This window comes from Streptomyces sp. NPDC003327 (assembly GCF_053589515.1).
Genome location: NZ_JBSFSA010000003.1, coordinates 282,705 through 305,811 on the forward strand (window position 1 = coordinate 282,705; position 23,107 = coordinate 305,811).

Genomic DNA, 23,107 nt, shown 5'->3' on the forward strand with positions numbered 1-23,107 from the left:
CGGTTCACCCTCCTGCGAACGGGGGGAGCACCTCGACCGTGCCGCCCTCGGCAAGCCGTACGGTCTCATGGCTCCGGGTCCCGACGGGGTCGCCGTCGACCAGGAACGAGCAGCGCCGGAGGACGTGGGCGAGCTCGCCCGGGTGCTTCGCGCGGGCCGCGTCCAGCGCCTCGGCGAGGTTGTCGGCGGTGTACGGCTCCTCGGCGACACCGGCGGCGGCCTTGGCCGCGGCCCAGTAGCGGATGGTTCCCGCTGCCATAGCGGCGCTCCCTTCGTTCGTGTGCGCGCCGCCCCCCATGATGGTCCATCCCCGGCCGGCCCCGTCCCGCCGCCGGATCGCGCGGAGCGGCGGTACCGTGCGAGGGAGAGCGGGGAAGAGATGGACGGAAGTGAGCGAGAAAACATCCACGATGTGAAATCGCCCCTCTCCCGCGGAAGTCTCGTGGGCTATTCTGCTGGGCAGAGGATCCGGGCGACGCAGCCCCCGGGTCCTTTTGCGTTTTCCGGCCGTTGTTACGGACGGATGAACAAAAGCTCTCAGGGCGCGAGAGCCGGCAGTGATCCGTACGAAGCAGTGCACGTCCTCGCAGGGACCGAGGAGGAACCCACGTGATGAGCGAGCGCACGAAGCACGACCGACCGACGACCCAGACAGGTGGCGTCCGATGAGCTCACTGCTCCTCCTGACCAACGCCCTCCAGCCGTCGACCGAGGTGCTGCCCGCACTCGGCCTGCTGCTGCACAACGTGCGGGTGGCGCCGGCCGAGGGCCCCGCGCTCGTGGACACCCCGGGCGCGGACGTGATCCTCGTCGACGGCCGGCGCGACCTGCCGCAGGTCCGCTCGCTCTGTCAGCTGCTGCGCTCCACGGGGCCGGGCTGTCCGCTGATCCTCGTCGTCACGGAGGGCGGCCTCGCGGCCGTCACCGCCGACTGGGGCATCGACGACGTCCTGCTCGACACGGCCGGTCCCGCCGAGGTCGAGGCGCGGCTGCGGCTGGCGATGGGCCGCCAGCAGATCGTCGCGGACGACTCCCCGATGGAGATCCGCAACGGCGACCTGTCGGTGGACGAGGCCACGTACAGCGCCAAGCTGAAGGGCCGGGTCCTGGACCTGACCTTCAAGGAGTTCGAGCTGCTCAAGTACCTGGCCCAGCACCCGGGCCGGGTCTTCACGCGCGCGCAGCTCCTCCAGGAGGTGTGGGGGTACGACTACTTCGGCGGCACCCGTACGGTCGACGTCCACGTGCGGCGGCTGCGGGCGAAGCTGGGCCCCGAGCACGAGTCGCTGATCGGCACCGTCCGTAACGTCGGTTACCGCTTCGTGGCGCCCGAGAAGGTGGAGCGGGCGGCCGAGGAGGCCCGCAAGGAAGAGGCCCGTCCGCAGGGGCGCGGGGGCTCCCGGGTCAAGGACGACACGGACGCCGTCACCCCTTCGGAGGACGCGAACGTGGCGGACGCCACAGTGCGACCTGCCGGTAGGTAGGTCACCCCGCGTAGACTGCGGCGCGTGGCCAAGGTGACGCGGGATGACGTAGCGCGACTGGCGGGTACTTCGACCGCGGTCGTGAGTTACGTCATCAACAACGGACCCCGGCCGGTCGCCCCGGCCACGCGCGAGCGTGTCCTCGCCGCCATCAAGGAGCTGGGCTACCGACCCGACCGGGTGGCCCAGGCGATGGCGTCGCGCCGCACGGACCTCATAGGCATGATCGTCCCGGACGCGCGGCAGCCGTTCTTCGCGGAGATGGCGCACGCGGTCGAGCAGGCCGCCGCCGAGCGCGGGAAGATGGTGCTGGTCGGCAACTCCGACTACCGCACCGAGCGCGAGGTCCACTACCTGCGCGCCTTCCTCGGCATGCGGGTCTCCGGACTGATCCTGGTCAGCCAGGGCATGAGCGAGCAGGCCGCGAGCGAGATCGAGGCCTGGGACGCGCGCGTGGTGCTGCTGCACGAGCGGCCCGAGGCGATCGACGACGTCGCCGTCGTCACGGACGACATCGGCGGTGCCCAGCTCGCCACCCGGCACCTCCTGGAGCACGGTCACCCGTACGTGGCGTGCCTCGGCGGCGTGCCGAACACCCCGGCCGTCGGCGACCCGGTCGCCGACCACGAGGAGGGCTGGCGGCGGGCCATGCTGGAGGCGGGCCTCTCGATCGAGGGCCGGCTCTTCCAGGCTCCGTACAACCGCTACGACGCCTATCAAGTGGCGCTGAAGCTGCTCTCCGGGCCCGACCGGCCGCCGGCCATCTTCTGCTCCACCGACGACCAGGCGTTCGGCGTACTGCGGGCGGCGCGCGAGCTGCGCATCGACGTGCCGACGGAGCTCGCCGTGGCGGGCTTCGACGACGTGAAGGAGGCGGCGCTCACCGATCCGCCGCTGACGACGATCTCCTCGGACCGTCCGGCGATGGCCCGGGCCGCCGTGGACCTGGTCCTGGACGACTCCCTGCGGGTCGCGGGCTCGCGGCGCGAGCGGGTGCGGCTCTTCCCGTCGGCACTGGTCGTCCGCCGCTCCTGCGGCTGCGACCACGGCTGACCGGGGAGCCCCCTCTCCAGCGGTCTCTTTATTTCGGGCATACAGGGTTCTGTCGGGCTTCTCAGCCCGTCCTCAGCCGCCTCTCATGTACGGCTCCGAGAGTCGTACCCATGACGGATCACCAGCAGCAGCCCCCGCAGCAGCCGTACTACCCGCCGCGGCCGCCGTACGAGCCGACGCGGCCGTTCACCCCGGAGCCCGGCACCACGGTCTGGCCCTCCGGCGGGCAGGTCCCGCCCCCGGCCGCTCCGCCCGTCGCCACGGCGGCCGCCGGCCCCTTCCCCGCCCCCGCCCCGGTCTCCCGGCGGCGCGCGAAGCGCGGGGTCGGCCTGATGGCGGCCGTGGCCATCGCCGCGGCCGCGGTCGGCGGCGGCACCGCCACGCTGGTGCAGCAGCTCACCTCCGACCCGGCCGTCACCGCCGCCGCCTCACCCGTCACCGGCACGAACGTCTCCGCGAGCAGCGCGGGCACCGTCGCCGGGGTCGCCCAGGCGGTCTCCCCGTCCATCGTGGAGATCTCGGCGAGTTCGGCCTCCGGGAAGGCCACCGGCTCGGGCGTGATCATCACCTCCGACGGCGAGATCGTCACCAACAACCACGTGATCTCCGGGGCCTCGCAGCTCACGGTCCGGCTGAGCGACGGCACGTCGTACGCGGCCGAGGTCGTCGGCACCGACCCCGACAAGGACCTGGCGCTGATCAAGCTCAGGGGCGCCTCCGGCCTCAGGGCGGCCACCCTCGGCGACTCCTCCACGGTGAAGGTCGGCGAGGAGGTCGTCGCGATCGGCTCCCCCGAGGGCCTGACCGGCACGGTCACCAGCGGCATCGTCTCCGCGCTCGACCGGGACGTGACCGTCGCCAAGGACGACGGCCAGGACGAGCAGCGGGACCAGCAGCAGTGGGATCCCCGGCAGGGCTGGCCGTTCGAGTTCGGCGGGCAGCAGTTCAACGGCGACACGGGCTCGTCGAAGACGACGTACAAGGCGATCCAGACCGACGCCTCGCTCAATCCCGGGAATTCCGGCGGCGCGCTGATCAATATGGACGGAGAGATCATCGGAATCAATTCGGCCATGTATGCGCCCAGTTCTTCGAACGGTTCCACGGCCGGAAGCGTGGGCCTCGGATTCGCCATCCCCATCGACGCCGTCAAGGCCGACCTGGACTCCCTGCGCGCGGGCGGCGAGCGCTGACCGCGTGGGACGCTGACCCCATGACGGGACAGCAGAACGCATCCGAGGGCGCCGAGCGGATCCTCGTCGTCGACGACGAGCCGGCGGTCCGCGAGGCGCTGCGCCGCAGCCTCGCCTTCGAGGGGTACGAGACGCGGGACGCGGTCGACGGGCTCGACGCGCTCGACCAGATGGCGTCGTACGGCCCCGACCTCGTCGTCCTGGACGTGCAGATGCCGCGGATGGACGGGCTGACGGCGGCCCGCCGGATCAGGGCGGCGGGCTCGACCGTGCCGATCCTCATGCTGACCGCCCGGGACACGGTCGGGGACCGGGTCACCGGGCTCGACGCGGGCGCCGACGACTACCTGGTGAAGCCGTTCGAGCTCGACGAGCTGTTCGCCCGCATCCGGGCGCTGCTGCGGCGCAGCGCGTACGCCGCTCCGGCCGCCGCCCCGGACGGCGCCGACGTCCTGGTCTTCGAGGACCTGCGGATGGACCCGGCGACGCGCGAGGTGACGCGGGGCGGCCGCCCGGTGGAGCTGACCCGGACGGAGTTCACGCTCCTGGAGATGTTCCTGGCGCACCCCCGCCAGGTCCTGACCCGGGAGCAGATCCTGAAGGCGGTCTGGGGCTTCGACTTCGAGCCGAGCTCGAACTCGCTGGACGTGTACGTGATGTACCTGCGGCGCAAGACGGAGGCGGGCGGCGAGCCGCGGCTCGTCCACACGGTCCGCGGGGTCGGATACGTGCTGCGCGGAGGAGGCGGCGAGTGACGGACCCCGGCACGACGGGCACGGGCGCTTCGGGCACGGGCGCTTCGGGCACGGGCGCTTCGGCTCAGGGCGAGGCCCCTCGCGCGGCCCCTGGCCCGCGCGCCGGCCGGGGCGTACGGGCCCGGGCCCGTACGCCCCTCGCCTGGTTCCGCTCGCGTCCCCTGCGCTCCCGGCTCGCGCTGCTCACCGCCTTCGCGGTGGCCGTCGCCGTGGCGGCGGTCTCCGCGGCCTGCTGGTTCGTGACGCGGGCCCAGCTGGAGGCGGAGATGGACGCCTCGCTGCGCGCCACCCGGCTCGACGCGGAGGCGGTGCGCAGCCTGCTCTCGCTCTGCCGGCAGGGCGAGACGCCGCCGCCGGTCGCCGGTTCGTACACCGTGCAGATCGTCGACGCGACCGGGGGCGTCTGCACCTCGGGACAGGCGGCGATCCCGGCGGGGCCGGGGGACGTCGCGGTGGCGGGCGGCACGCTGGAGTACGCGCTCCACACGCTGAAGGACGCCGACGGGCGCGAGATGCGGGTCTTCACCTATCCGCAGCCGGGGCCGCCGGGGCTCGCCGTCTCCGTCGCCCGCCCGCTCTCCGAGATCGACAACTCGCTGTCCTCCCTGCGCTGGGTGCTGCTCCTGGTCTCCGGGATCGGCGTCGTCGGCGCGGGCGCGGCCGGGCTGTGGGTGGCGCGCACCGGTCTGGAGCCGGTGAACCGGCTGACGGGGGCGGTCGAGCACGTGGCGGCGACCGAGGACCTGACCGTGCGGATCCCGGTGGAGGGCGAGGACGAGATCGCCCGGCTCTCGCGTTCCTTCAACGCGATGACGGCGGCGCTCGCCACCTCCCGGGACCGGCAGGCCCGGCTCATCGCGGACGCCGGGCACGAGCTGCGGACCCCGCTGACGTCGCTGCGGACCAACGTCGAGCTGCTGGCCCGCAGCGACGAGACGGGCCGGGCGATCCCGCCGGACGACCGGCGGGCCCTGATGGCCTCGGTGAAGGCGCAGATGACGGAGCTGGCGGCGCTGATCGGCGACCTCCAGGAGCTGGCGCGTCCGGACGCGGTGCGACCGGGGCCGCTGGAGGTGGTGCCGCTGCACACGATCCTGCGCTCGGCCCTGGACCGGGCGCGGCTGCGCGGACCGGAGCTGGTCTTCGACACGGAGCTCGCGCCCTGGTACGTACGGGCGGAGCCCGCGGCGCTCGAACGGGCCCTGGTGAACGTCCTGGACAACGCGGTGAAGTTCTCGCCGCCGCGCTCGACGGTCGAGGTCCGGCTGATGCGGGGCGAGCTGACGGTCCGCGACCGGGGGCCGGGGATCGCGCCGGACGAGCTGCCGCACGTCTTCGAGCGGTTCTGGCGCTCGCCGTCGGCGCGGAGCCTGCCCGGGTCGGGGCTCGGTCTGTCGATCGTGGCCCGCACGGTGCGGCAGGCGGGCGGCACGGTCTCGCTGGCCCCGGCGCCGGGCGGTGGCACGGTGGCGACGGTCCGGCTGCCGGGGGCGCCGACGCCGCCGCCGGGGCCGTCAGTTGTGCCGGAGGAGGGCCTCGACGAGGCCTGAGCGGGTGTTCGGGTAGTCCATGGGGACGATCCCGAGCCCCGTGCGGCCGGACATCTCGGCGCCGTCGAGGAAGCCGTGGACGCGCGGGTTGAGCCGGTCGGAGTTCCAGCGGGGCGGCAGGTAGGCCGAGGTGCTGGTGAAGTTGACGTACAGCCGGCCGGGCTGCTGGACGGCGGCCTGGAAGTGGGACTGGATCTTCGGGTACTTGGCGTCGGGCAGCGCGTTCCAGTCGTCCTGGATCGCGAAGACGGCGCCGTCGCCCCAGCGCAGGCCGCCGGGAAGCCCGCCGTTGTCGGCGAGGAGGACGACCTTGCCGCGGGCCTCGCCGAGGAGCGGCAGCCGGTCGGCGATCCGGAAGAGGGGGCGCCAGCCGCGTACGTCGAGGTAGTCGTCGAAGACGGCGCGGAAGGTGGCGTCGGACTCCTCGGAGTACTCCTGCTTGACCCGCATGAGGACGGTCTCGGAGGGGTGGGCGGCGAGGAAGTCCCGGCAGGCGACGAGGACGTCGCCGAACATCATGTTCTGGTAGGAGGCCCCGTGGTGGATGGCGAAGGAGCCGCCGGTCACCCGGCACCGGATGTCCAGGAAGCGGATGCCACTGTCCAACTGCTGGGCGATGGTGGTGTTCTGGCACTCGGACCAGGGGCCGCCGAAGCGGGCTCCCGAGTCGTGCGTCCCGGGGATGGTGAGGCGGCGGAGGTCGGTCGCGTCCCCATGCGCGCCCATCCATGCCCGTACGTCCACGGCGGCGGCGGTGGGCGCCCCGACCAGCAGGGCGGCTCCGGCTCCGACCGCTCCCACGAGAAATCGTCGTCGCTCCATGGCGCACACGATGACAGGTCCACATCAAGTCGGGAAGGGTGCCGACGCGGAAGGGCCCGGCGGACCGGGACGCGGAGAGGACGCGGAAAGGCCCGCGCACGACGCGTGCGCGGGCCTTCCGGTGCTCCTCGCGGAGGGATTACTTGATGACCGTGATGCGGTCCGCGGCCGGCACCTGCAGCGGGCTGGCCGCCGAGGAGTGGGCCGCCAGGTAGGCGTTGAAGACGTCCAGGTCCGAGGCGCCGACCAGCTTGTTGGTGCCGGTGGCCAGCGCCGGGAAGCCGTCGCCGCCGCCCGCGAGGAACTCGTTCATCGCGACGCGGTAGGTCTTCGCCGGGTCGATCGGCTCGCCGTTCAGCTTGATCGTGCCGTCGACGACGCGGTCCGCGCCCGTCTTGGTCATGTCGAGCGTGTAGGTGAGGCCCTTCGAGACCTGAAGGATCTTGACCGAGTTCAGGTTCGCGCCGCTGACCTGCTGCTTCAGCGCGGCGATCACGTTCGCGCCGGAGAGGTCGACCACGTTCATCATGTTGGTGAACGGCTGGACCGTGAAGGACTCGCCGTAGGTGACGACGCCGTCGCCCTCACCGCCGGACTGCTTGTAGACGAGGTCCGAACGGATGCCGCCGGGGTTCATGAGGGCCAGCTGCGCGCCGCCCTTGTCCGCCGGGGCCAGGCCCTCCAGCTGCGCGTCGGCGATCAGGTCGCCGAGCGGCTTCTCGTACGCCGTGGAGCCGCGGCCGTTGATGTCGGCGGCGATGAAGCCCTGCGGGCGATTGGCGATCGGGGCGGCGAGCACCTTCCACTCGTCGATCAGCCCGGTCATGTCGGCCGCCTTCGGCACGTCGCGCGAGACGACGTGGTTGGCCGAGTCGACCGCGGTGCGGACGATGTCCTTGGTGCGGCGGTCGTAGGTGAGCGTGGTGTCCGTGTACAGCTTGCCGAAGGAGGCCGCCGAGGTGACCAGACGCGGCTTGCCCGACGGGTCCGGGATGGTGCACACGTACGCCTGGTGCGTGTGGCCGGTGACCATCGCGTCGACCTGCGGCGAGACGTTCTTGGCGATCTCCGCGATCGGGCCGGAGATGCCGTCGCCCGCGCCCGGGCTGTCGCAGTCGTAGTTGTACGCGGAGGAGGCCGGCGCGCCGCCCTCGTGGACCAGGGCGACGATGGACTTGACGCCCTTGCGCTCCAGGATCTTCGCGTACTTGTTGATCGTCTCGACCTCGTCGCCGAACTTCAGGCCCTTGACGCCCTCGGCGGTGACGATGTTCGGGGTGCCCTCCAGGGTCACGCCGATGAAGCCGATCCGGACCCCGTCCTTCTCCCAGACGAAGGTCGGGTCGAGCAGCGGCTTGCCGGTCGACTCCTTCGTCACGTTGGCGGCGAGGTACGGGAAGTCGGCGCCCTGGAAGGTCTTGCCCGGCACGTAACAGCCGGCGACCGGGTGACAGCCGCCGTTCTGCATGCGGACCAGCTCGGCCGCGCCCTCGTCGAACTCGTGGTTGCCCACCGACGTGACGTCCAGGTCCAGGTCGTTGAGCGCCTGGACGGTCGGCTCGTCGTGGAAGAGGCCGGACAGCAGCGGCGAGCCGCCGATCATGTCACCGGCCGCCGCCGTGATGGAGTAACGATTCCCCTCGCGGGCCTGGCGCAGGTGCGTGGCCAGGTACTCGACGCCACCCGCGTCGATCTTGGTCGTGGAGCCGTCCTCGTGCAGGTGCGTGACCTGACCGGACGAGCCGGCCGGCGGCTCCAGATTGCCGTGCAGGTCGTTGAAGGACAGCAGCTGGACGTCGACCATGCGGCCCCAGCCCTTGCCGTTGGTGCTCTGCGCGGCGGCCTCGGCCGTGTCCTGCGACGCCCCGGCGGGCAGCGCCGCGACGAGCGCGCCCGCGGTCGCCAGCCCCGCACCGACGGCGAGAATGCGCCGTCCTGCCTTGTTCTTCCTCGTCGTACCCATCTCTCCCCTGGTTCCCCTTGCCCCGTTTCGCGGCGTTGAGCGTTCCCCGTCTGCGCACGCAGCCTAAAGTCAACGCGCGTAGCGCAACAGGGGTTGGCTGGTTACAAGTGGGTTGACTCTACGTAGGCTCGTGCCATGACTTCCGACGCGGCGCCGGCCCTCGAACCGGGACGGCAGATCCACACGTATGACGAGCTCACCCCCGAGCAGGTCCAGGACGTACTGGACCTGCTGGAGGCCGCGGACCGTTCCGACGGCGTGCACGCCGTGTCCGAGCAGGGGCGGCTCTACCTCCGCAACGGCAGGCGCGAGGGCGTCCGCCACTTCCTGCTCACCGTCGGCTCCCGCCTCTACGGGTACGCCCAGCTGGAGGACATCGACCCGGTCGAGGCCCCCGCGGCCGAACTGGTCGTCCACCCCTCCCACCGCGGCCGCGGCCACGGCCGGGCACTCGGCACCGCCCTGCTCGACGCCTCCGGCAAGCGCCTGCGCGTCTGGGCCCACGGCGGCAAGTCGGCCGCCCGGCACCTCGCCCAGGTCCTCGGCCTCACCCTCTTCAGGGAGCTGCGGCAGCTGCGCCGCTCGCTGATCCCGCTCGACCTCCCGGAGCCGGAGCTGCCCGAGGGCGTCAGCGTCCGCACCTTCGCGCCCGGCGTGGACGACGCGGCCTGGCTGGCCGTGAACGCCGCGGCGTTCGCCCACCACCCGGAGCAGGGCTCGCTCACGCAGCGGGACCTGGACGACCGGATCGCCGAGCCGTGGTTCGACCCGAAGGGCTTCTTCCTGGCGGAGCGGGACGGCCGGCTGATCGGCTTCCACTGGACGAAGACGCACGCCGAGGAGCAGCTCGGCGAGGTGTACGTGGTCGGGATCCTGCCGGAGGCGCAGGGCGGCGGCCTCGGCAAGGCGCTCACCGCGATCGGCCTGCGCCACCTGGCGGCACAGGGGCTGCCGGCGGCGATGCTGTACGTCGACGCCGACAACACCTCGGCGGTGCGGGTCTACGAGGGCCTCGGCTTCACCACGCACGAGGTCGACCTGATGTACCGCACGGAGACGTAACGCCCGTGGGGAAGGGGGCGGTTGACACCGCCCCCTTCTTTGCACCACCCTTTCACTACTTGATTAGTGAAAGGGTGGTGCAAGGGACGTGGTCGAGTACCGCATCGACCGGCGCAGTGGCGTCGCCACCTACCTCCAGATCGTCCAGCAGACGAAACAGGCCCTCCGCATGGGCCTCCTGGAGCCCGGCGACCGGCTGCCCACCGCACGCGAGGTCGTCGAAGCCACGGCCATCAACCCCAACACGGTCCTCAAGGCCTACCGCGAGCTCGAACGCGAAGGCCTCGTCGAAGCCCGCCGCGGCCTCGGCACCTTCGTCCGCGCCACGCTCGGCACCGGCCCCGCCGACTCGCCCCTGCGCGGCGAACTCGACACCTGGACCCGCCGGGCCCGCGCCGCCGGACTGGACCGCGAGGACGTGGCCGCACTCTTCACCGCCGTGCTGAAAGACCACTTCGAGGGGGACGAGGACCGATGACGAAGACCACGGGGGAGGCTGTCCTGGAGGCAGACCTCCTGGGCAAGAAGTACGGAGGACGCAGGGGCGGCTGGGCCCTGCGGGAGTGCGACTTCGCCCTCCCCGCCGGCCGGATCTGCGCCCTCGTCGGCCCCAACGGCGCCGGCAAGTCCACCCTCCTCGCCCTCGCCGCCGGCCTCCTGCGCCCCACCGAGGGCGGCATCAAGGCCCCGCCCCGCGCACGCCTCGCCTACGTCGCCCAGGACAAGCCGCTCCACCCCCGGCTCACCGTCGCCGACACCCTGCGCATGGGCCGCGAACTGAACCCGGACCGCTGGGACGAGACCGTCGCCCACCGGGTCGTCGACGGCGGCGGCTTCGCCACCACCACCCTCGTACGGCACCTCTCCGGCGGCCAGCGCACCCGCGTCGCCCTCGCGCTCGCCCTCGGCAAGCGGCCCGAACTGCTCCTCCTGGACGAGCCGATGGCCGACCTCGACCCGCTCGCCCGGCACCAGCTGATGGGCCTGCTCATGGCCGACGCCGCCGAAAACGGCACCACCGTCGTCATGTCCTCGCACATCCTCACCGAGCTGGAGGGCGCCTGCGACCACCTCCTCCTCGTGCACGGCGGCCGGGTCCGCCTCGACGGAGACGTCGACGACCTCCTCTCCGCCCACACCCTGCTCACCGGCCCCGTCGCCGACCTCGCCCCGCACACGGTCGTCGAGTCCCGCACGACGGGCCGTCAGCTCACCGCGCTCGTCCGCCACGAGGGCCCGGTCGAAGGCCCCTGGCAGACCTCGACCCCGTCCCTGGAGGACCTCCTCCTCGCCCACCTCCGCACCACCGAAGGAGCCTCCGCATGAGCGGCCTCGCGCTGAAGGGCACCTCCTGGGTGACGGTCCGCCAGTACCGGCGGACGCTGTGGCTCGCGGCGGCCGGAGTCGTGCTGTCCCTGGCCGTCATCGGCGGGCTGCGGATCTGGGCCGCCCGGACCCCCGACCAGTACGTGCAGGACGGCTACCTCGTCCCCTCGGACGACAACCGCGGGTACCAGGTCCTCACCTGGGCCATGGAGTACGCCGGCGGCGGCATGATCCTGCTGCCGCTCCTCGTCGGCGCCTTCGTGGCGGGCCCGCTCGTCGCCCGCGAGTTCGAGTCGGGGACGTACCAGCTCTCCCTCACCCAGTCGGTCGCCCCGGCGGCCTGGCTCCGCGCCAAGCTGCTCACCACGACCACCGCCACCCTGCTCGCCGCCCTCGCCCTCGTCGGCGTCTTCCACATCGGCTGGGGACGGATCGCCGGCCCCTCGGGCCCCGCCTGGGACCCGGGGCCGTACCTCGCCACCGGCATCGCCCTCTACGCCTACCTCCTCGCCGCCGTCGCCGTCGGCGCCCTCGTCGGCCTGCTGGTCCGCCGCACCCTGGTCGCCATGGCGGCCACCGGCCTCGTCATGGGCCTGGTCCTGCTGGTCCTCGGGTCGCTGCGCTGGTCCTTCCTCCCGGTGAAGACGGTCACCGGCCCGGCCGACGGCGGCTTCGGGCCCTGGATGCCGGAGAACAGCCTGATGACGGACATGGGACTGCTCACCTCCACCGGCGCCCGCTTCGACCAGTCGGTCTGCTGGGACCAGGTGAACAGGACCCCGCACCTGGACAGCCTCGAAGACGGCGGGATGAAGCTGTTCGATCGCTGCCTCGCCGAGCGGGGGGTCACCGGCCAGTACGTCGACTACCACCCCGCCTCGCACTTCTGGCCGACCCAGCTCATCGAGACCGGCGTCGTCCTCGCGCTCGCCGCCCTCGCGCTCTTCGCCGCCTTCCGCGTCCTGCGCGCCCGTCACCCGTAACCGCGCCTTCACCCTCACCCGTACGGATGAATCGGGGGCGGCCGCCCTGACAAGGGCCCCGCCCCCGATTCCCGTACGACACGTCGTCGTTACCGGCCATTCAGACGCGCTTGCGACGCTCACGCAATGCAGCGCTCCGTGCCCGCTCTCCCCAAGGGGAGACTTCCCTCCCCCACGGCCCGCTCCGACGCGCCCAACCACCCGTTCGCGCGGAAGAATGGGCCCATGAGCCAGCAGCCCGCCGAGGTCCCGGTCCAGTCCTCCGCCACCCCGTCCGCGCAGCCGTCCGTCGGCTCCATCGCCGCGCACCGCCCGCACGCCGTGAACACCTCCGCGGTCAGCGACCTGGAGCCCGACCTCGACCCGGATCTCGACGCGTACGAAGACGACGGCACCCACGGCGAGCTGCCCCAGGGGCGCTTCCTCGACCGCGAGCGCAGCTGGCTCGCCTTCAACGAGCGCGTCCTCGAACTCGCCGAGGACCCGAGCACGCCCCTCCTGGAGCGGGCCAACTTCCTCGCGATCTTCGCCTCCAACCTCGACGAGTTCTTCATGGTGCGCGTCGCCGGCCTCAAGCGCCGCATCGCCACCGGAGTCGCCACCCGCTCCGCCTCCGGCCTCCAGCCCCGCGAGGTCCTCGAACTGATCTGGAACCGCTCGCGCGAGCTCATGGCCCGGCACGCCGCCTGCTACCAGCAGGACGTCGCCCCCGCCCTCGCCGACGAGGGCATCCACCTCATCCGCTGGCCCGAGCTGACGGAGAAGGAGCAGGCCCGGCTCTTCACGCTCTTCCGGCAGCAGATCTTCCCGGTCCTGACCCCGCTGGCCGTGGACCCGGCCCACCCCTTCCCGTACATCTCCGGCCTCTCCCTGAACCTGGCCGTGGTCGTGCGCAACCCGGTCAGCGGCCACCGCCACTTCGCGCGCGTCAAGGTGCCCCCGCTGCTCTCCCGCTTCCTGGAGGCCTCCCCGCAGCGGTACGTCCCCCTGGAGGACGTCATCGCCGCGCACCTGGAGGAGCTCTTCCCCGGCATGGAGGTCCTCGCCCACCACATGTTCCGGGTGACCAGGAACGAGGACCTGGAGGTCGAGGAGGACGACACCGAGAACCTCCTCCAGGCCCTGGAGAAGGAGCTCATGCGGCGCCGCTTCGGCCCGCCGGTCCGCCTGGAGGTCGAGGAGTCCATCGACCCTTACGTCCTCGACCTGCTCGTCCGCGAGCTGAAGGTCTCCGACGCCGAGGTGTACCCGCTGCCCGGGCCGCTCGACCTCACCGGCCTCTTCGGCATCGCCGGCCAGGACCGGCTGGAGCTCAAGTACCCGAAGTTCGTCGCCGGCACCCACCGCGACCTCGCCGAGGTCGAGTCCGCCTCCGCGCCGGACGTCTTCGCGGCGCTGCGCGAGCGGGACGTCCTCCTCCACCACCCGTACGACTCCTTCTCCACGTCCGTGCAGGCCTTCCTGGAGCAGGCGGCGGCCGACCCCGACGTGCTGGCGATCAAGCAGACCCTGTACCGCACCTCCGGCGACTCCCCGATAGTCGACGCCCTCATCGACGCCGCCGAGTCCGGCAAGCAGGTCCTCGTCCTCGTCGAGATCAAAGCCCGCTTCGACGAGCAGGCCAACATCAAGTGGGCGCGCAAGCTGGAGGAGGCCGGCTGCCACGTCGTCTACGGCCTCGTCGGCCTCAAGACCCACTGCAAGCTCTCCCTGGTCGTCCGCCAGGAGGGCGAGCTGCTGCGCCGCTACTCCCACGTCGGCACCGGCAACTACCACCCCAAGACGGCCCGGCTCTACGAGGACCTCGGCCTGCTCACCGCCGACCCGCAGGTCGGCGCGGACCTCTCCGACCTGTTCAACCGGCTCTCCGGCTACTCCCGCCGCGAGACCTACCGGCGCCTGCTCACCGCCCCCAAGTCCCTGCGGGACGGGCTGGTCTCCCGGATCACCAAGGAGATCGCCCACCACCGGGCCGGACGGCCCGCGTACGTGCGGATCAAGGTCAACTCGATGGTCGACGAGGCCGTCATCGACGCCTGCTACCGGGCCTCGCGGGCGGGCGTCCCGGTCGACATCTGGGTCCGCGGCATATGCGCCGTCCGGCCCGGGGTCCCCGGCCTCTCCGAGAACATCCGGGTCCGCTCGATCCTCGGCCGCTTCCTGGAGCACTCCCGCGTCTTCGCCTTCGGCAACGGCGGCGAACCGGAGGTGTGGCTCGGCAGCGCCGACATGATGCACCGGAACCTGGACCGCAGGATCGAGGCCCTCGTCCGGGTCTCCGACCCCGCCCACCGGGCGGCCCTCACCCGGCTCCTGGAGACCGGGATGTCCGACACCACCTCCTCCTGGCACCTCGGCCCGGACGGGAACTGGACGCGCCACGCGACCGACCCGGAGGGCAAGCCGCTGCGGCACGTCCAGGAGATGCTCATCGACGCGCGGAGGCGCCGGCGTGCCCAACCCTGACCACGCGCAGGACCTCATGGCGGGCGAGGTCCTCGCGCCCTACCTGCACTCCCGGGCCGCGGACTTCCTCCGCGGACTGCGCCAGCACCGCGAGAGCGGCGCGGACACGGCCGGCTCGGAGGAGGCCGCCCGCACCCTGCGGGCGGCCGCCCGCCGCATCAGCGGCACCCTCCACACCTTCCGGCCGCTGCTCGAACCCGCCTGGGCCGACCAGCTCCGCACCGAGCTGGCCTGGCTCTCCGGCACGCTCGCCCTCGAACACTCCTGCACCGCCCGGCTCGTCCGGCTGGTGGACGCGCTGTCCCGCCTGTCGAGCGGCAGCGGGCCCGTCCCCGCCGCCCGCGGCGACCAGGGCCCGGGGCTCACCGTCGGCGCCGCCCGCGCCGGCGCCCTCCTGGAACGGCAGCTCACCCTGGCCCGCACCCGGGCCCACTCGGCCGCCCTCCAGGCCCTCGGCTCCGCCCGCTTCCACGCGGTCGCCGACGCCGTCGCCCTCCTCGCCTCCGAGGTCCCGCTCGGCCCCGCCGGCACGGCCCCGGCCATGGAGGTCCTCGACGCCCCGGCCGCCGTCGCCGAGCGCCGCCTCCTCGACGCGGTCGAGGCGCTCCCGCTGACCCGCGCCGCCCACCCGTACAACGCGGAGGCGCTCGCCCTCGCCGCCGGAGAGGCCCAGGACGCGCCCTGGCACCACACCCGGCTGCTGCTCCGGCTCCACCGGTACGCCTCCGAGGTCCTCCACACGGGCGGCGAGCCCGACACGGTCCTGTACGAGGCGGCCCGCGCCCTCGACCGGCACCGTGACGCGGCCGAGGCGGCCGCCGCGGCCGCCGCCGCCGCCCGCACCCCCCGGATCGCCCCGGCGACCGCGTACGCCCTCGGGGTCCTCCACGCCGACCAGCGCCACGACGTCGAGGCGGCCCGCTTCGCCTTCCAGCGGGCCTGGCGCGCCGCTACCGCCCCGGTCCCATGACCCCCGCCGCCCCCGCCCCGCCACCGGAACCGGTCCGGGCGCACGAACCGAACCCGTCGGCCGAGCCGGTCCGGGCGGCGGGCTGCGTGCTGTGGCGCCCGTCGGTTTCCGGCCACGGCATCGAGGTCGCGGTGATCCACCGCCCCAAGTGGGACGACTGGTCCCACCCCAAGGGCAAGCGGAAGCGGGGCGAGAGCGCCGAGGACTGCGCCCTGCGCGAGGTGCGGGAGGAGACCGGCCACGCCTGTGTGCTCGGCGCCCGCCTCCCCACCGTCCGCTACACCGTCGCCGGCCGCCCCAAGGAGGTCGTCTACTGGGCGGCCCGCGCCCTCGACGGCTCCTTCACGCCCGGCCGCGAGGTCGACGACCTGCTCTGGCTGCCCCCTGCGGCGGCCCGCGCCCGGCTCACCCGGCCGCGGGACCGCGAGCTCCTCGACGCGATGACGGCGACCACGCCGCGCCGCTGACGCGCCGCCGCCGGGCCCCCGGCCCGCCCCGGCGTGCCGTCGACGCGCCCGCCGGACGACCCGCCGGACGACCCGCACCCGGGCTTACGACACGGTTCACTTGCCGTTCACCCTCCTCCGTCGACCGCTTCACCTGTTCTGCCTAATTTCGGCCTTACGAGGTGCACGAAGCACGACGATGCACCGAACACCCCCGACACGCGCCGCCCTCGAACGTCCGGACACCAGGTCCACGCCACGGCGGCTTCTGGAAGGAACACCCGAAAGTGAAGCTTTCGCGCAAGAACGGGCTTCGCGCCTCCGCGATCGGTGCCCTCGTCGTCTCCGGCGTCCTCGTCCTCTCGGCGTGTGGTTCGGACAACAACACCGAGCCCACGAAGGGCGGCGGCGACAACACCTCCGCCGCGACCGCCGCGTCCACCATCAAGTGCGACGGCGCCAAGGGCCAGCTCCTCGCCGCGGGCTCCAGCGCGCAGAAGAACGCGATGGACCTGTGGGTCAAGAACTTCCAGGCCGCCTGCTCCGGCGTCGAGGTCAACTACCAGGGCATCGGCTCCGGCGGTGGCATCACCAAGTTCAACCAGGGCCAGGTCGCCTTCGCCGGCTCCGACTCCGCGCTGAAGGAGGAGGAGGTCGCCGAGTCGCAGAAGATCTGCAAGGGCGGCAAGGGCATCAACCTCCCGATGGTCGGCGGCCCCATCGCCATCGGCTACAAGCTCGACGGCGTGGACAACCTGGTCCTCGACGCCTCCACCCTGGCCAAGATCTTCGACAACAAGATCACCAAGTGGAACGACCCGGCGATCGCCAAGCTGAACCCGGGCGCCAAGCTCCCCGACACCACCATCCAGGCCTTCCACCGCTCGGACGAGTCGGGCACCACCCAGAACCTGGGCAAGTACCTCTCGACCGCCGCCGCGGCCGACTGGAAGCACGACCCGAAGACCAAGTCGTGGCCCGCCCAGGGCGGCCAGGCCGCCAACGGCTCCTCCGGTGTCGCCACCGCGGTCAAGGACGCCGAGGGCTCCATCGGCTACTTCGAGCTCTCCTACGCGACCGCCAACAAGATCTCCACGGTCAGCATCAACACCGGCGCCTCCGCCCCGGTCGCCGCGACCACGGAGAACGCCTCCAAGGCCATCGCCGCCGCCAAGGTCAAGGGCACCGGCAACGACATGGCCCTCTCCCTCGACTACGCCACCAAGGCCGAGGGCGCCTACCCGCTCGTCCTGGTCACGTACGAGATCGCCTGCGACAAGGGCAACAAGGCGGAGACCCTGCCGACCCTGAAGGCGTTCCTCACCTACGCGATCAGCGAGGAGGGCCAGAAGGTCCTCGCCGAGGCCGACTACGCGCCGATGCCGGCCGAGATCGCGGCCAAGGTCCGCACGATCGTCCCCACCCTGTCCTGACCCCCGGCCGGGCGCGGCCCCTCACCTCCCGTGGAGGGGCCGCCCCCGGCATCCGGTGCACCGCCGCCAGGAGCCGTACGTCCGTACCGGCCCCGCAGACCGGAGAAACCGATGGCTACCACCACACCAGACCTCCAGAGGAGCCGGCGCGCGAAGAGCGCGACCCGCCCCGGTGACCGCATCTTCAGCGGTCTGTCCCGGGGCTCCGGCATCACCCTGCTCGTGATCATGGCCGCGATCGCGGTCTTCCTCACCTACCGCGCCGTCCTCGCGATCTCGGACGACAGCACCAACTTCTTCACCACCTTCGAGTGGAACCCGGCCGGCAGCCCGCCGGTCTTCGGCATCGCCGTCCTGGCCTTCGGCACGGTCGTCTCCTCGGTCATCGCCATGGTCATCGCGGTGCCCGTCGCGATCGGCATCGCGCTCTTCATCTCGCACTACGCCCCGCGCAGGCTGGCCAAGCCGCTCGCGTACGTGGTCGACCTGCTCGCCGCCGTGCCCAGCATCATCTACGGCCTCTGGGGCGCGATCTTCCTCGTCCCGTACCTCGACGGCCTCAACAAGTGGCTCGACCAGTACCTGGGCTGGACGTACATCTTCGACAAGTCCAGCGACGGCGTCGCCCGCAACCTCTTCACCGTGGGCATCCTGCTGGCGATCATGATCCTGCCGATCATCACCAACGTCACCCGCGAGGTCTTCCTCCAGGCCCCGAAGATGCACGAGGAGGCCGCCCTCGCCCTCGGCGCCACGCGCTGGGAGGTCATCCGGATGGCCGTGCTGCCCTTCGGCCGCTCCGGCATCATCTCCGCCTCCATGCTGGGCCTCGGCCGCGCGCTCGGCGAGACGATGGCCGTGGCCGTCGTCCTCTCCCCGAGCTTCGTCATCTCGGGCCACCTGCTCGACCCGGGCGGCGGCACCTTCGCCCAGAACATCGCCGCGAAGTTCAACGAGGCCAACGAGTTCGGCCGGGACGCGCTGATCGCCTCCGGTCTCGTCCTCTTCGCCATCACCCTGCTGGTCAACGGCGCCGCCCGGTGGATCATCGGCCGCCGCAAGGAGTACTCGGGGGCAGCGGCATGAGCCACGCAGTCCAGGACCGTCCCGTCGCCGCGGCCGCCCAGAGCCGTCCGCTCTCCCACGCCCGCCTCCCGCGCTGGACCCCGCTCGCCGTCGCCGCCGCCTCCGTCGCCGCGGGCATCGGCATCGGGGTGGGCGCCGGCTGGCACAGCAAGGTCCAGTGGGGCCTGATCTCCGCGCTGCTCTTCGTCCTCGTCACGTACGCCGTGACCGCCAAGGTCGAAGGCACCCGCCAGGCCAAGGACCGGGTCGCCACCAGCCTCGTCTGGGTGTGCTTCGTCCTCGCCGTCATCCCGCTGGTCTCCCTGGCCTGGGTCACGGTCAGCAAGGGCCTCGAAGTCCTCGACGGCTACTTCCTCACCCACTCGATGAACGGCGTCCTCGACGCCGAGGCCGGCGGCGGCGTCTACCACGCGCTGCTCGGCACCATCGAGCAGGTCGGCATCGCGACGCTCATCGCCGCGCCCATCGGCCTGCTCACCGCGGTCTACCTCGTCGAGTACGGCGGCGGAAGGCTCGCCCAGGCCGTCACCTTCTTCGTCGACGTCATGACGGGCATCCCGTCGATCGTCGCCGGCCTCTTCATCCTCGCCACCTGGAACCTGATCCTGGGCTTCGGCCCCTCCGGTTTCGCCGGCGCGATGGCCCTCGCCATCCTGATGATGCCGGTCGTCGTCCGCTCCACCGAGGAGATGCTCAAGCTCGTCCCGAACGAGCTGCGCGAGGCCTCCCTCGCCCTCGGCATCCCCAAGTGGCGCACGATCCTGAAGGTGGTCCTGCCCACCGCGATCGGCGGCATCACCACGGGCGTCATGCTCGCGGTCGCCCGCATCACCGGCGAGACGGCCCCCGTCCTGCTCCTCGTGTTCGGTACGAAGCTCATCAACCCGAACCCCTTCGAAGGCGCCCAGTCCTCCCTGCCGCTCTACGTGTACGAGCAGTACGCGGTCGGCACCGACGCCGCCGTGGCCCGCGCCTGGGCCGCCGCGCTCGTCCTGATCGCCTTCGTCATGATCCTCAACCTGGTGGCCCGCGGCATCGCCCGCTGGAAGGCCCCGAAGACCGGCCGCTGACCGCGGTAAATTGGAAGTGATTCACATGGCCAAGCGCATCGACGTCAGCGGCCTCTCCGCCTACTACGGCAACCACAAGGCCATCGACGACATCTCCATGACCGTCGAACCCCGCTCCGTGACGGCGTTCATCGGCCCGTCCGGCTGCGGCAAGTCCACCTTCCTGCGCACCCTGAACCGCATGCACGAGGTCACCCCCGGCGGCCGCGTCGAGGGCAAGGTGCTCCTGGACGACGAGAACCTGTACGGCTCCGGCGTCGACCCGGTCGCCGTGCGCCGCACGGTCGGCATGGTCTTCCAGCGCCCGAACCCCTTCCCCACCATGTCGATCTTCGACAACGTGGCGGCGGGCCTGCGGCTCAACGGCAGCTACAAGAAGGCCGAGCTCGCGGACGTCGTCGAGCGCTCCCTCAGGGGCGCGAACCTCTGGAACGAGGTCAAGGACCGCCTGAACAAGCCGGGCTCCGGCCTCTCCGGCGGCCAGCAGCAGCGTCTGTGCATCGCCCGCGCCATCGCGGTCGAGCCCGACGTCCTGCTCATGGACGAGCCCTGCTCGGCCCTCGACCCGATCTCGACGCTCGCCATCGAGGACCTGATCGGCGAGCTGAAGGAGCGCTTCACGATCGTCATCGTGACGCACAACATGCAGCAGGCCGCCCGCGTCTCCGACCGCACCGCCTTCTTCAACCTGGCGGGCGTCGGCCAGCCCGGCAAGCTGATCGAGCTGGACGACACCGAGCGCATCTTCTCCAACCCGAGCGTCCAGGCGACCGAGGACTACATCTCCGGCCGCTTCGGATAGAGCGCTCGCACCCGAGCAGTCGTACGGTGCTGCATGGCGGTGCCGCCGTACGACGCAGATGGGCCCGGCTCCCCCACAGGGGAGCCGGGCCCAACCACGTTCCGCGGACTCAGCCGAAGAGGAGCTTCACCACGAAGTAGCTCGCTGCCGCGACCGCGCCCGCCGCCGGCATGGTGATGAACCAGCCGAGGACGATGTTCTTGGCGACGCCCCACCGGACCGCGTTGACGCGCTTCGTCGCACCCACGCCCATGATCGCGGAGGTGATGACGTGGGTCGTCGAGATCGGCGCGTGGAAGAGGAACGCCGAGCCGAACATGATCGAGGCGCCGGTGGTCTCCGCCGCGAAGCCCTGCGGCGGGTCCAGCTCGATGATCTTGCGGCCGAGCGTCCGCATGATGCGCCAGCCACCCGCGTACGTGCCGAGCGACAGCATCACGGCACAGGCGACCTTCACCCACACCGGGATCTCGTCCCCGGACTGCTGCACATCGGCGATGACCAGGGCCATCACCACGATGCCCATCGTCTTCTGGGCGTCCTGGAGGCCGTGGCCGAGGGCCATGCCGGCCGCCGAGACGGTCTGCGCGATGCGGAAGCCGCGCTTGGCCTTGTGCGGGTTGACCCGGCGGAACATCCACATGATCGCGCACATCACCAGGTAACCGGCGACGAGACCGACCACCGGCGAGACGAACATCGGGATGACGATCTTCTCGAGCACGCCCGTCCAGATGACGTCGGTCCCGCCGGCCAGCGCCGCGCCCACCATGCCGCCGAAGAGGGCGTGCGAGGAGGAGGACGGGAGGCCGAAGTACCAGGTGACGAGGTTCCAGATGATCGCGCCGACGAGCGCGGCGAAGAGGATGCCCATCCCCTTGTCGCCGGTCGGCGTCTCGATGAGCCCCTCGCTGACGGTCTTGGCGACGCCCTGGCCGAGGAAGGCACCGACGAGGTTCATCACCGCCGCCATCGCGAGCGCCGCCCGGGGCGTCAGCGCCCGGGTCGACACCGAGGTGGCGATGGCGTTGGCGGAGTCGTGGAATCCGTTCGTATACGTGAAGCCGAGCGCGACACCGATGGTCACGATCAGGGCGAAGGTGTCCACGAAGCTCAGGACTCCTTGACCGCGATGGTCTCCACGGTGTTCGCCACGTGCTCGAACGCGTCGGCGGCCTCCTCGAGGACGTCGACGACCTGCTTGAGCTTCAGCACCTCGATGGCGTCGTACTTGCCGTTGAAGAGCTGGGCGAGCAGCTTGCGGTGGATCTGGTCCGCCTGGTTCTCCAGCCGGTTGACCTCGATCCAGTACTCCGTGAGGTGGTCCATCGTCCGCAGGTTCGGCATGGCCTCCGCGGTCAGCTCGGCAGCGCGGGCCAGGACCTCGATCTGCTGCTCGACGCCCTTGGGGAGCTCTTCGATGTTGTAGAGGACGACCAGGTCGACGGCCTCCTCCATGAAGTCCATGATGTCGTCGAGGGACGACGCGAGGGAGTAGATGTCCTCGCGGTCGAACGGCGTGATGAACGAGGAGTTCAGCTGGTGGAAGATCGCGTGGGTGGCGTCGTCGCCGGCGTGCTCCGCTGCCCGCATCCGCTCCGCGATCTCGGCCCGGGCGGAAGGCTCCGCTCCGAGCAGTTCCATCAGGAGCTTGGAGCCCGTGACGATGTTGTCCGCGGACGCGGCGAACATGTCGTAGAAGCTCGTCTCCCTGGGGGTCAGACGAAATCGCACGTGAGGTCCTCGGGGTGCTGGGTTTCGGTCAGGCTGATGCTAGGCGCATCATCCGGCCACGGCTAACCGGCGTCCTCTCAGTGTCGCCCATCAGGCACAGTGATCTGCACGGGCCCCCGTCCCGATCGGCGGGGATCGGTACCATATACCCATGAGGGGTATACACCCCCCTTACGGACAACGGGAGGACGCCATGACGACCACCGAGACGGACCAGGTCACCCCGGAGGCCGTCGAGCCGGCCGACCACGAGCACGGGGTCCACGGCTACCACCACCAGAAGGACGAGCACCTCAAGCGACTGCGCCGCATCGAGGGGCAGATCCGCGGCCTCCAGCGGATGGTCGACGAGGACGTCTACTGCATCGACATACTCACGCAGGTCTCGGCCTCCACCAAGGCGCTGCAGTCCTTCGCGCTCCAGCTCCTGGAGGAGCACCTGCGGCACTGCGTCGCCGACGCGGCGACCAAGGGCGGCGACGGCATCGACGCCAAGGTCGAGGAGGCCACGAAGGCGATCGCCCGCATGATGCGGACCTGATCCCGACGCTCATGGCGCGATCCCGACCCTGATCCCCTCCCGATCCCCCGCCCCGCCCCGTACGCCCCGGCGCCTGCCGACGGTCCTACGGGGCGGCGTCCCGGGCCGCCGCCACCCGGAGCACCTCGTCGATCCGGTCGGCGCTGAGCCGCTCACCGTCGGCGGTCGAGGCGGCGATGATCAGCTCGCCGCACAGCTCGATCTCGGCGAGGGCCACGCAGTCCTGGTCTGCGGACACGGTTGCGGTACCGGGCGGAGCCACGCGCGTTCACCTCTTCCTGCCGGAGTCGGTACCCCAGCGTAGGGACCGCGCCACACACCGCGCATGACACGTCCGGACCATTCGGCCATGGTCCGAACCAGACCCC

Annotated in this window: 23 protein-coding genes; 17 read left to right on the top strand and 6 right to left on the bottom strand. The window is 71.6% G+C overall.

Going from position 1 to position 23,107, the window contains the following annotated elements:
* Positions 1-4 precede the first annotated feature (4 nt).
* Positions 5-259: a MoaD/ThiS family protein gene (locus ACWDVG_RS04535; RefSeq protein WP_451696085.1), complete on the bottom strand. Its 255-nt coding sequence runs from the start codon at positions 257-259 to the stop codon at positions 5-7.
* A 406-nt stretch (positions 260-665) separates the two neighbouring features.
* Here ACWDVG_RS04535 and ACWDVG_RS04540 point away from each other — a divergent pair, with 406 nt between their 5' ends.
* From ACWDVG_RS04540 to ACWDVG_RS04560, 5 genes are all read left to right on the top strand, one after another.
* The gene (locus ACWDVG_RS04540) at positions 666-1,484 is read left to right on the top strand and encodes a response regulator transcription factor (RefSeq protein ID WP_451696087.1); all 819 of its coding nucleotides are present in this window, start codon (positions 666-668) and stop codon (positions 1,482-1,484) included.
* A gap of 24 nt (positions 1,485-1,508) precedes the next feature.
* Positions 1,509-2,537, top strand: a complete 1,029-nt coding sequence (locus ACWDVG_RS04545; RefSeq protein ID WP_451696088.1) for a LacI family DNA-binding transcriptional regulator — start codon at positions 1,509-1,511, stop codon at positions 2,535-2,537.
* A gap of 110 nt (positions 2,538-2,647) precedes the next feature.
* The gene (locus ACWDVG_RS04550; protein WP_451696090.1) at positions 2,648-3,730 is read left to right on the top strand and encodes a S1C family serine protease; all 1,083 of its coding nucleotides are present in this window, start codon (positions 2,648-2,650) and stop codon (positions 3,728-3,730) included.
* Between the two features lie 20 nt (positions 3,731-3,750).
* Positions 3,751-4,485, top strand: a complete 735-nt coding sequence (locus ACWDVG_RS04555) for a response regulator transcription factor (RefSeq protein WP_451696092.1) — start codon at positions 3,751-3,753, stop codon at positions 4,483-4,485.
* A 161-nt stretch (positions 4,486-4,646) separates the two neighbouring features.
* A complete protein-coding gene (locus tag ACWDVG_RS04560; RefSeq protein ID WP_451696189.1) occupies positions 4,647-6,035 on the top strand; it encodes a sensor histidine kinase in 1,389 nt (462 codons plus the stop codon).
* Here the strand turns inward: ACWDVG_RS04560 and ACWDVG_RS04565 are convergent.
* Together ACWDVG_RS04565 and ACWDVG_RS04570 are read right to left on the bottom strand one after the other, a co-directional pair.
* Positions 6,000-6,857, bottom strand: a complete 858-nt coding sequence (locus ACWDVG_RS04565) for a phosphatidylinositol-specific phospholipase C (protein ID WP_451696094.1) — start codon at positions 6,855-6,857, stop codon at positions 6,000-6,002. The genes ACWDVG_RS04560 and ACWDVG_RS04565 overlap by 36 nt on opposite strands.
* A 139-nt stretch (positions 6,858-6,996) precedes the next feature.
* A complete protein-coding gene (locus ACWDVG_RS04570) occupies positions 6,997-8,820 on the bottom strand; it encodes a bifunctional metallophosphatase/5'-nucleotidase (RefSeq protein ID WP_451696096.1) in 1,824 nt (607 codons plus the stop codon).
* A gap of 135 nt (positions 8,821-8,955) precedes the next feature.
* On the opposite strand from ACWDVG_RS04570, the gene mshD reads away from it, so the two are divergent.
* From mshD to pstB, 11 genes are all read left to right on the top strand, one after another.
* Complete coding sequence (gene mshD, locus ACWDVG_RS04575; protein WP_451696098.1) at positions 8,956-9,882, top strand: mycothiol synthase; 927 nt, start codon at positions 8,956-8,958, stop codon at positions 9,880-9,882.
* An 88-nt stretch (positions 9,883-9,970) separates the two neighbouring features.
* Positions 9,971-10,360: a GntR family transcriptional regulator gene (locus ACWDVG_RS04580; RefSeq protein ID WP_451696100.1), complete on the top strand. Its 390-nt coding sequence runs from the start codon at positions 9,971-9,973 to the stop codon at positions 10,358-10,360.
* Entirely contained in the window at positions 10,357-11,208 is an 852-nt protein-coding gene (locus ACWDVG_RS04585) for an ATP-binding cassette domain-containing protein (RefSeq protein ID WP_451696102.1), read from the top strand. The genes ACWDVG_RS04580 and ACWDVG_RS04585 overlap by 4 nt, the downstream gene beginning before the upstream one ends.
* Positions 11,205-12,191: an ABC transporter permease gene (locus ACWDVG_RS04590; protein ID WP_451696104.1), complete on the top strand. Its 987-nt coding sequence runs from the start codon at positions 11,205-11,207 to the stop codon at positions 12,189-12,191. The genes ACWDVG_RS04585 and ACWDVG_RS04590 overlap by 4 nt, the downstream gene beginning before the upstream one ends.
* Positions 12,192-12,416: 225 nt before the next feature.
* Positions 12,417-14,657 carry an RNA degradosome polyphosphate kinase gene (locus tag ACWDVG_RS04595; RefSeq protein ID WP_451696106.1) on the top strand — a complete coding sequence of 747 codons (2,241 nt, stop codon included), beginning with the start codon at positions 12,417-12,419 and terminating at the stop codon, positions 14,655-14,657.
* Positions 14,644-15,627 (top strand): CHAD domain-containing protein, encoded by a 984-nt coding sequence (locus tag ACWDVG_RS04600; RefSeq protein ID WP_451696108.1) that lies wholly within the window; start codon positions 14,644-14,646, stop codon positions 15,625-15,627. The genes ACWDVG_RS04595 and ACWDVG_RS04600 overlap by 14 nt, the downstream gene beginning before the upstream one ends.
* On the top strand, positions 15,624-16,094 hold the full coding sequence (locus tag ACWDVG_RS04605; protein WP_451696110.1) for an NUDIX hydrolase: 471 nt from the start codon (positions 15,624-15,626) through the stop codon (positions 16,092-16,094). The genes ACWDVG_RS04600 and ACWDVG_RS04605 overlap by 4 nt, the downstream gene beginning before the upstream one ends.
* A gap of 266 nt (positions 16,095-16,360) precedes the next feature.
* Positions 16,361-17,506, top strand: a complete 1,146-nt coding sequence (pstS, locus tag ACWDVG_RS04610) for a phosphate ABC transporter substrate-binding protein PstS (protein ID WP_451696112.1) — start codon at positions 16,361-16,363, stop codon at positions 17,504-17,506.
* A gap of 111 nt (positions 17,507-17,617) precedes the next feature.
* Complete coding sequence (pstC, locus tag ACWDVG_RS04615) at positions 17,618-18,592, top strand: phosphate ABC transporter permease subunit PstC (protein ID WP_451696114.1); 975 nt, start codon at positions 17,618-17,620, stop codon at positions 18,590-18,592.
* On the top strand, positions 18,589-19,662 hold the full coding sequence (pstA, locus tag ACWDVG_RS04620) for a phosphate ABC transporter permease PstA (protein WP_451696116.1): 1,074 nt from the start codon (positions 18,589-18,591) through the stop codon (positions 19,660-19,662). The genes pstC and pstA overlap by 4 nt, the downstream gene beginning before the upstream one ends.
* A gap of 25 nt (positions 19,663-19,687) precedes the next feature.
* Positions 19,688-20,464, top strand: coding sequence for a phosphate ABC transporter ATP-binding protein PstB (gene pstB / locus ACWDVG_RS04625; RefSeq protein ID WP_451696118.1), 777 nt, complete (start codon positions 19,688-19,690; stop codon positions 20,462-20,464).
* A gap of 109 nt (positions 20,465-20,573) precedes the next feature.
* On the opposite strand, the gene ACWDVG_RS04630 is transcribed toward pstB, so the two are convergent.
* Both ACWDVG_RS04630 and ACWDVG_RS04635 read right to left on the bottom strand, forming a co-directional pair.
* The gene (locus ACWDVG_RS04630) at positions 20,574-21,572 is read right to left on the bottom strand and encodes an anion permease (RefSeq protein WP_451696120.1); all 999 of its coding nucleotides are present in this window, start codon (positions 21,570-21,572) and stop codon (positions 20,574-20,576) included.
* A gap of 5 nt (positions 21,573-21,577) precedes the next feature.
* Positions 21,578-22,198, bottom strand: coding sequence for a DUF47 domain-containing protein (locus ACWDVG_RS04635; RefSeq protein ID WP_451696122.1), 621 nt, complete (start codon positions 22,196-22,198; stop codon positions 21,578-21,580).
* A gap of 193 nt (positions 22,199-22,391) precedes the next feature.
* Between ACWDVG_RS04635 and ACWDVG_RS04640 the strand changes: the two genes are divergently transcribed.
* A complete protein-coding gene (locus tag ACWDVG_RS04640) occupies positions 22,392-22,739 on the top strand; it encodes a metal-sensitive transcriptional regulator (protein WP_451696124.1) in 348 nt (115 codons plus the stop codon).
* An 85-nt stretch (positions 22,740-22,824) separates the two neighbouring features.
* Here the strand turns inward: ACWDVG_RS04640 and ACWDVG_RS04645 are convergent, their stop codons facing one another.
* Positions 22,825-22,977, bottom strand: coding sequence for a hypothetical protein (locus tag ACWDVG_RS04645; RefSeq protein ID WP_451696193.1), 153 nt, complete (start codon positions 22,975-22,977; stop codon positions 22,825-22,827).
* Positions 22,978-23,107: the final 130 nt, after the last annotated feature.

Bases quoted from the DNA above. Each gene is read 5' to 3' on its own strand.
- ACWDVG_RS04535 (WP_451696085.1), bottom strand. From the start codon at position 259: ATGGCAGCGGGAACCATCCGCTACTGGGCCGCGGCCAAGGCCGCCGCC.
- ACWDVG_RS04540 (WP_451696087.1), top strand. From the start codon at position 666: ATGAGCTCACTGCTCCTCCTGACCAACGCCCTCCAGCCGTCGACCGAG.
- ACWDVG_RS04550 (WP_451696090.1), top strand. From the start codon at position 2,648: ATGACGGATCACCAGCAGCAGCCCCCGCAGCAGCCGTACTACCCGCCG.
- ACWDVG_RS04555 (WP_451696092.1), top strand. From the start codon at position 3,751: ATGACGGGACAGCAGAACGCATCCGAGGGCGCCGAGCGGATCCTCGTC.
- ACWDVG_RS04565 (WP_451696094.1), bottom strand. From the start codon at position 6,857: ATGGAGCGACGACGATTTCTCGTGGGAGCGGTCGGAGCCGGAGCCGCC.
- ACWDVG_RS04570 (WP_451696096.1), bottom strand. From the start codon at position 8,820: ATGGGTACGACGAGGAAGAACAAGGCAGGACGGCGCATTCTCGCCGTC.
- mshD (WP_451696098.1), top strand. From the start codon at position 8,956: ATGACTTCCGACGCGGCGCCGGCCCTCGAACCGGGACGGCAGATCCAC.
- ACWDVG_RS04585 (WP_451696102.1), top strand. From the start codon at position 10,357: ATGACGAAGACCACGGGGGAGGCTGTCCTGGAGGCAGACCTCCTGGGC.
- ACWDVG_RS04590 (WP_451696104.1), top strand. From the start codon at position 11,205: ATGAGCGGCCTCGCGCTGAAGGGCACCTCCTGGGTGACGGTCCGCCAG.
- ACWDVG_RS04595 (WP_451696106.1), top strand. From the start codon at position 12,417: ATGAGCCAGCAGCCCGCCGAGGTCCCGGTCCAGTCCTCCGCCACCCCG.
- ACWDVG_RS04605 (WP_451696110.1), top strand. From the start codon at position 15,624: ATGACCCCCGCCGCCCCCGCCCCGCCACCGGAACCGGTCCGGGCGCAC.
- pstC (WP_451696114.1), top strand. From the start codon at position 17,618: ATGGCTACCACCACACCAGACCTCCAGAGGAGCCGGCGCGCGAAGAGC.
- pstA (WP_451696116.1), top strand. From the start codon at position 18,589: ATGAGCCACGCAGTCCAGGACCGTCCCGTCGCCGCGGCCGCCCAGAGC.
- pstB (WP_451696118.1), top strand. From the start codon at position 19,688: ATGGCCAAGCGCATCGACGTCAGCGGCCTCTCCGCCTACTACGGCAAC.
- ACWDVG_RS04640 (WP_451696124.1), top strand. From the start codon at position 22,392: ATGACGACCACCGAGACGGACCAGGTCACCCCGGAGGCCGTCGAGCCG.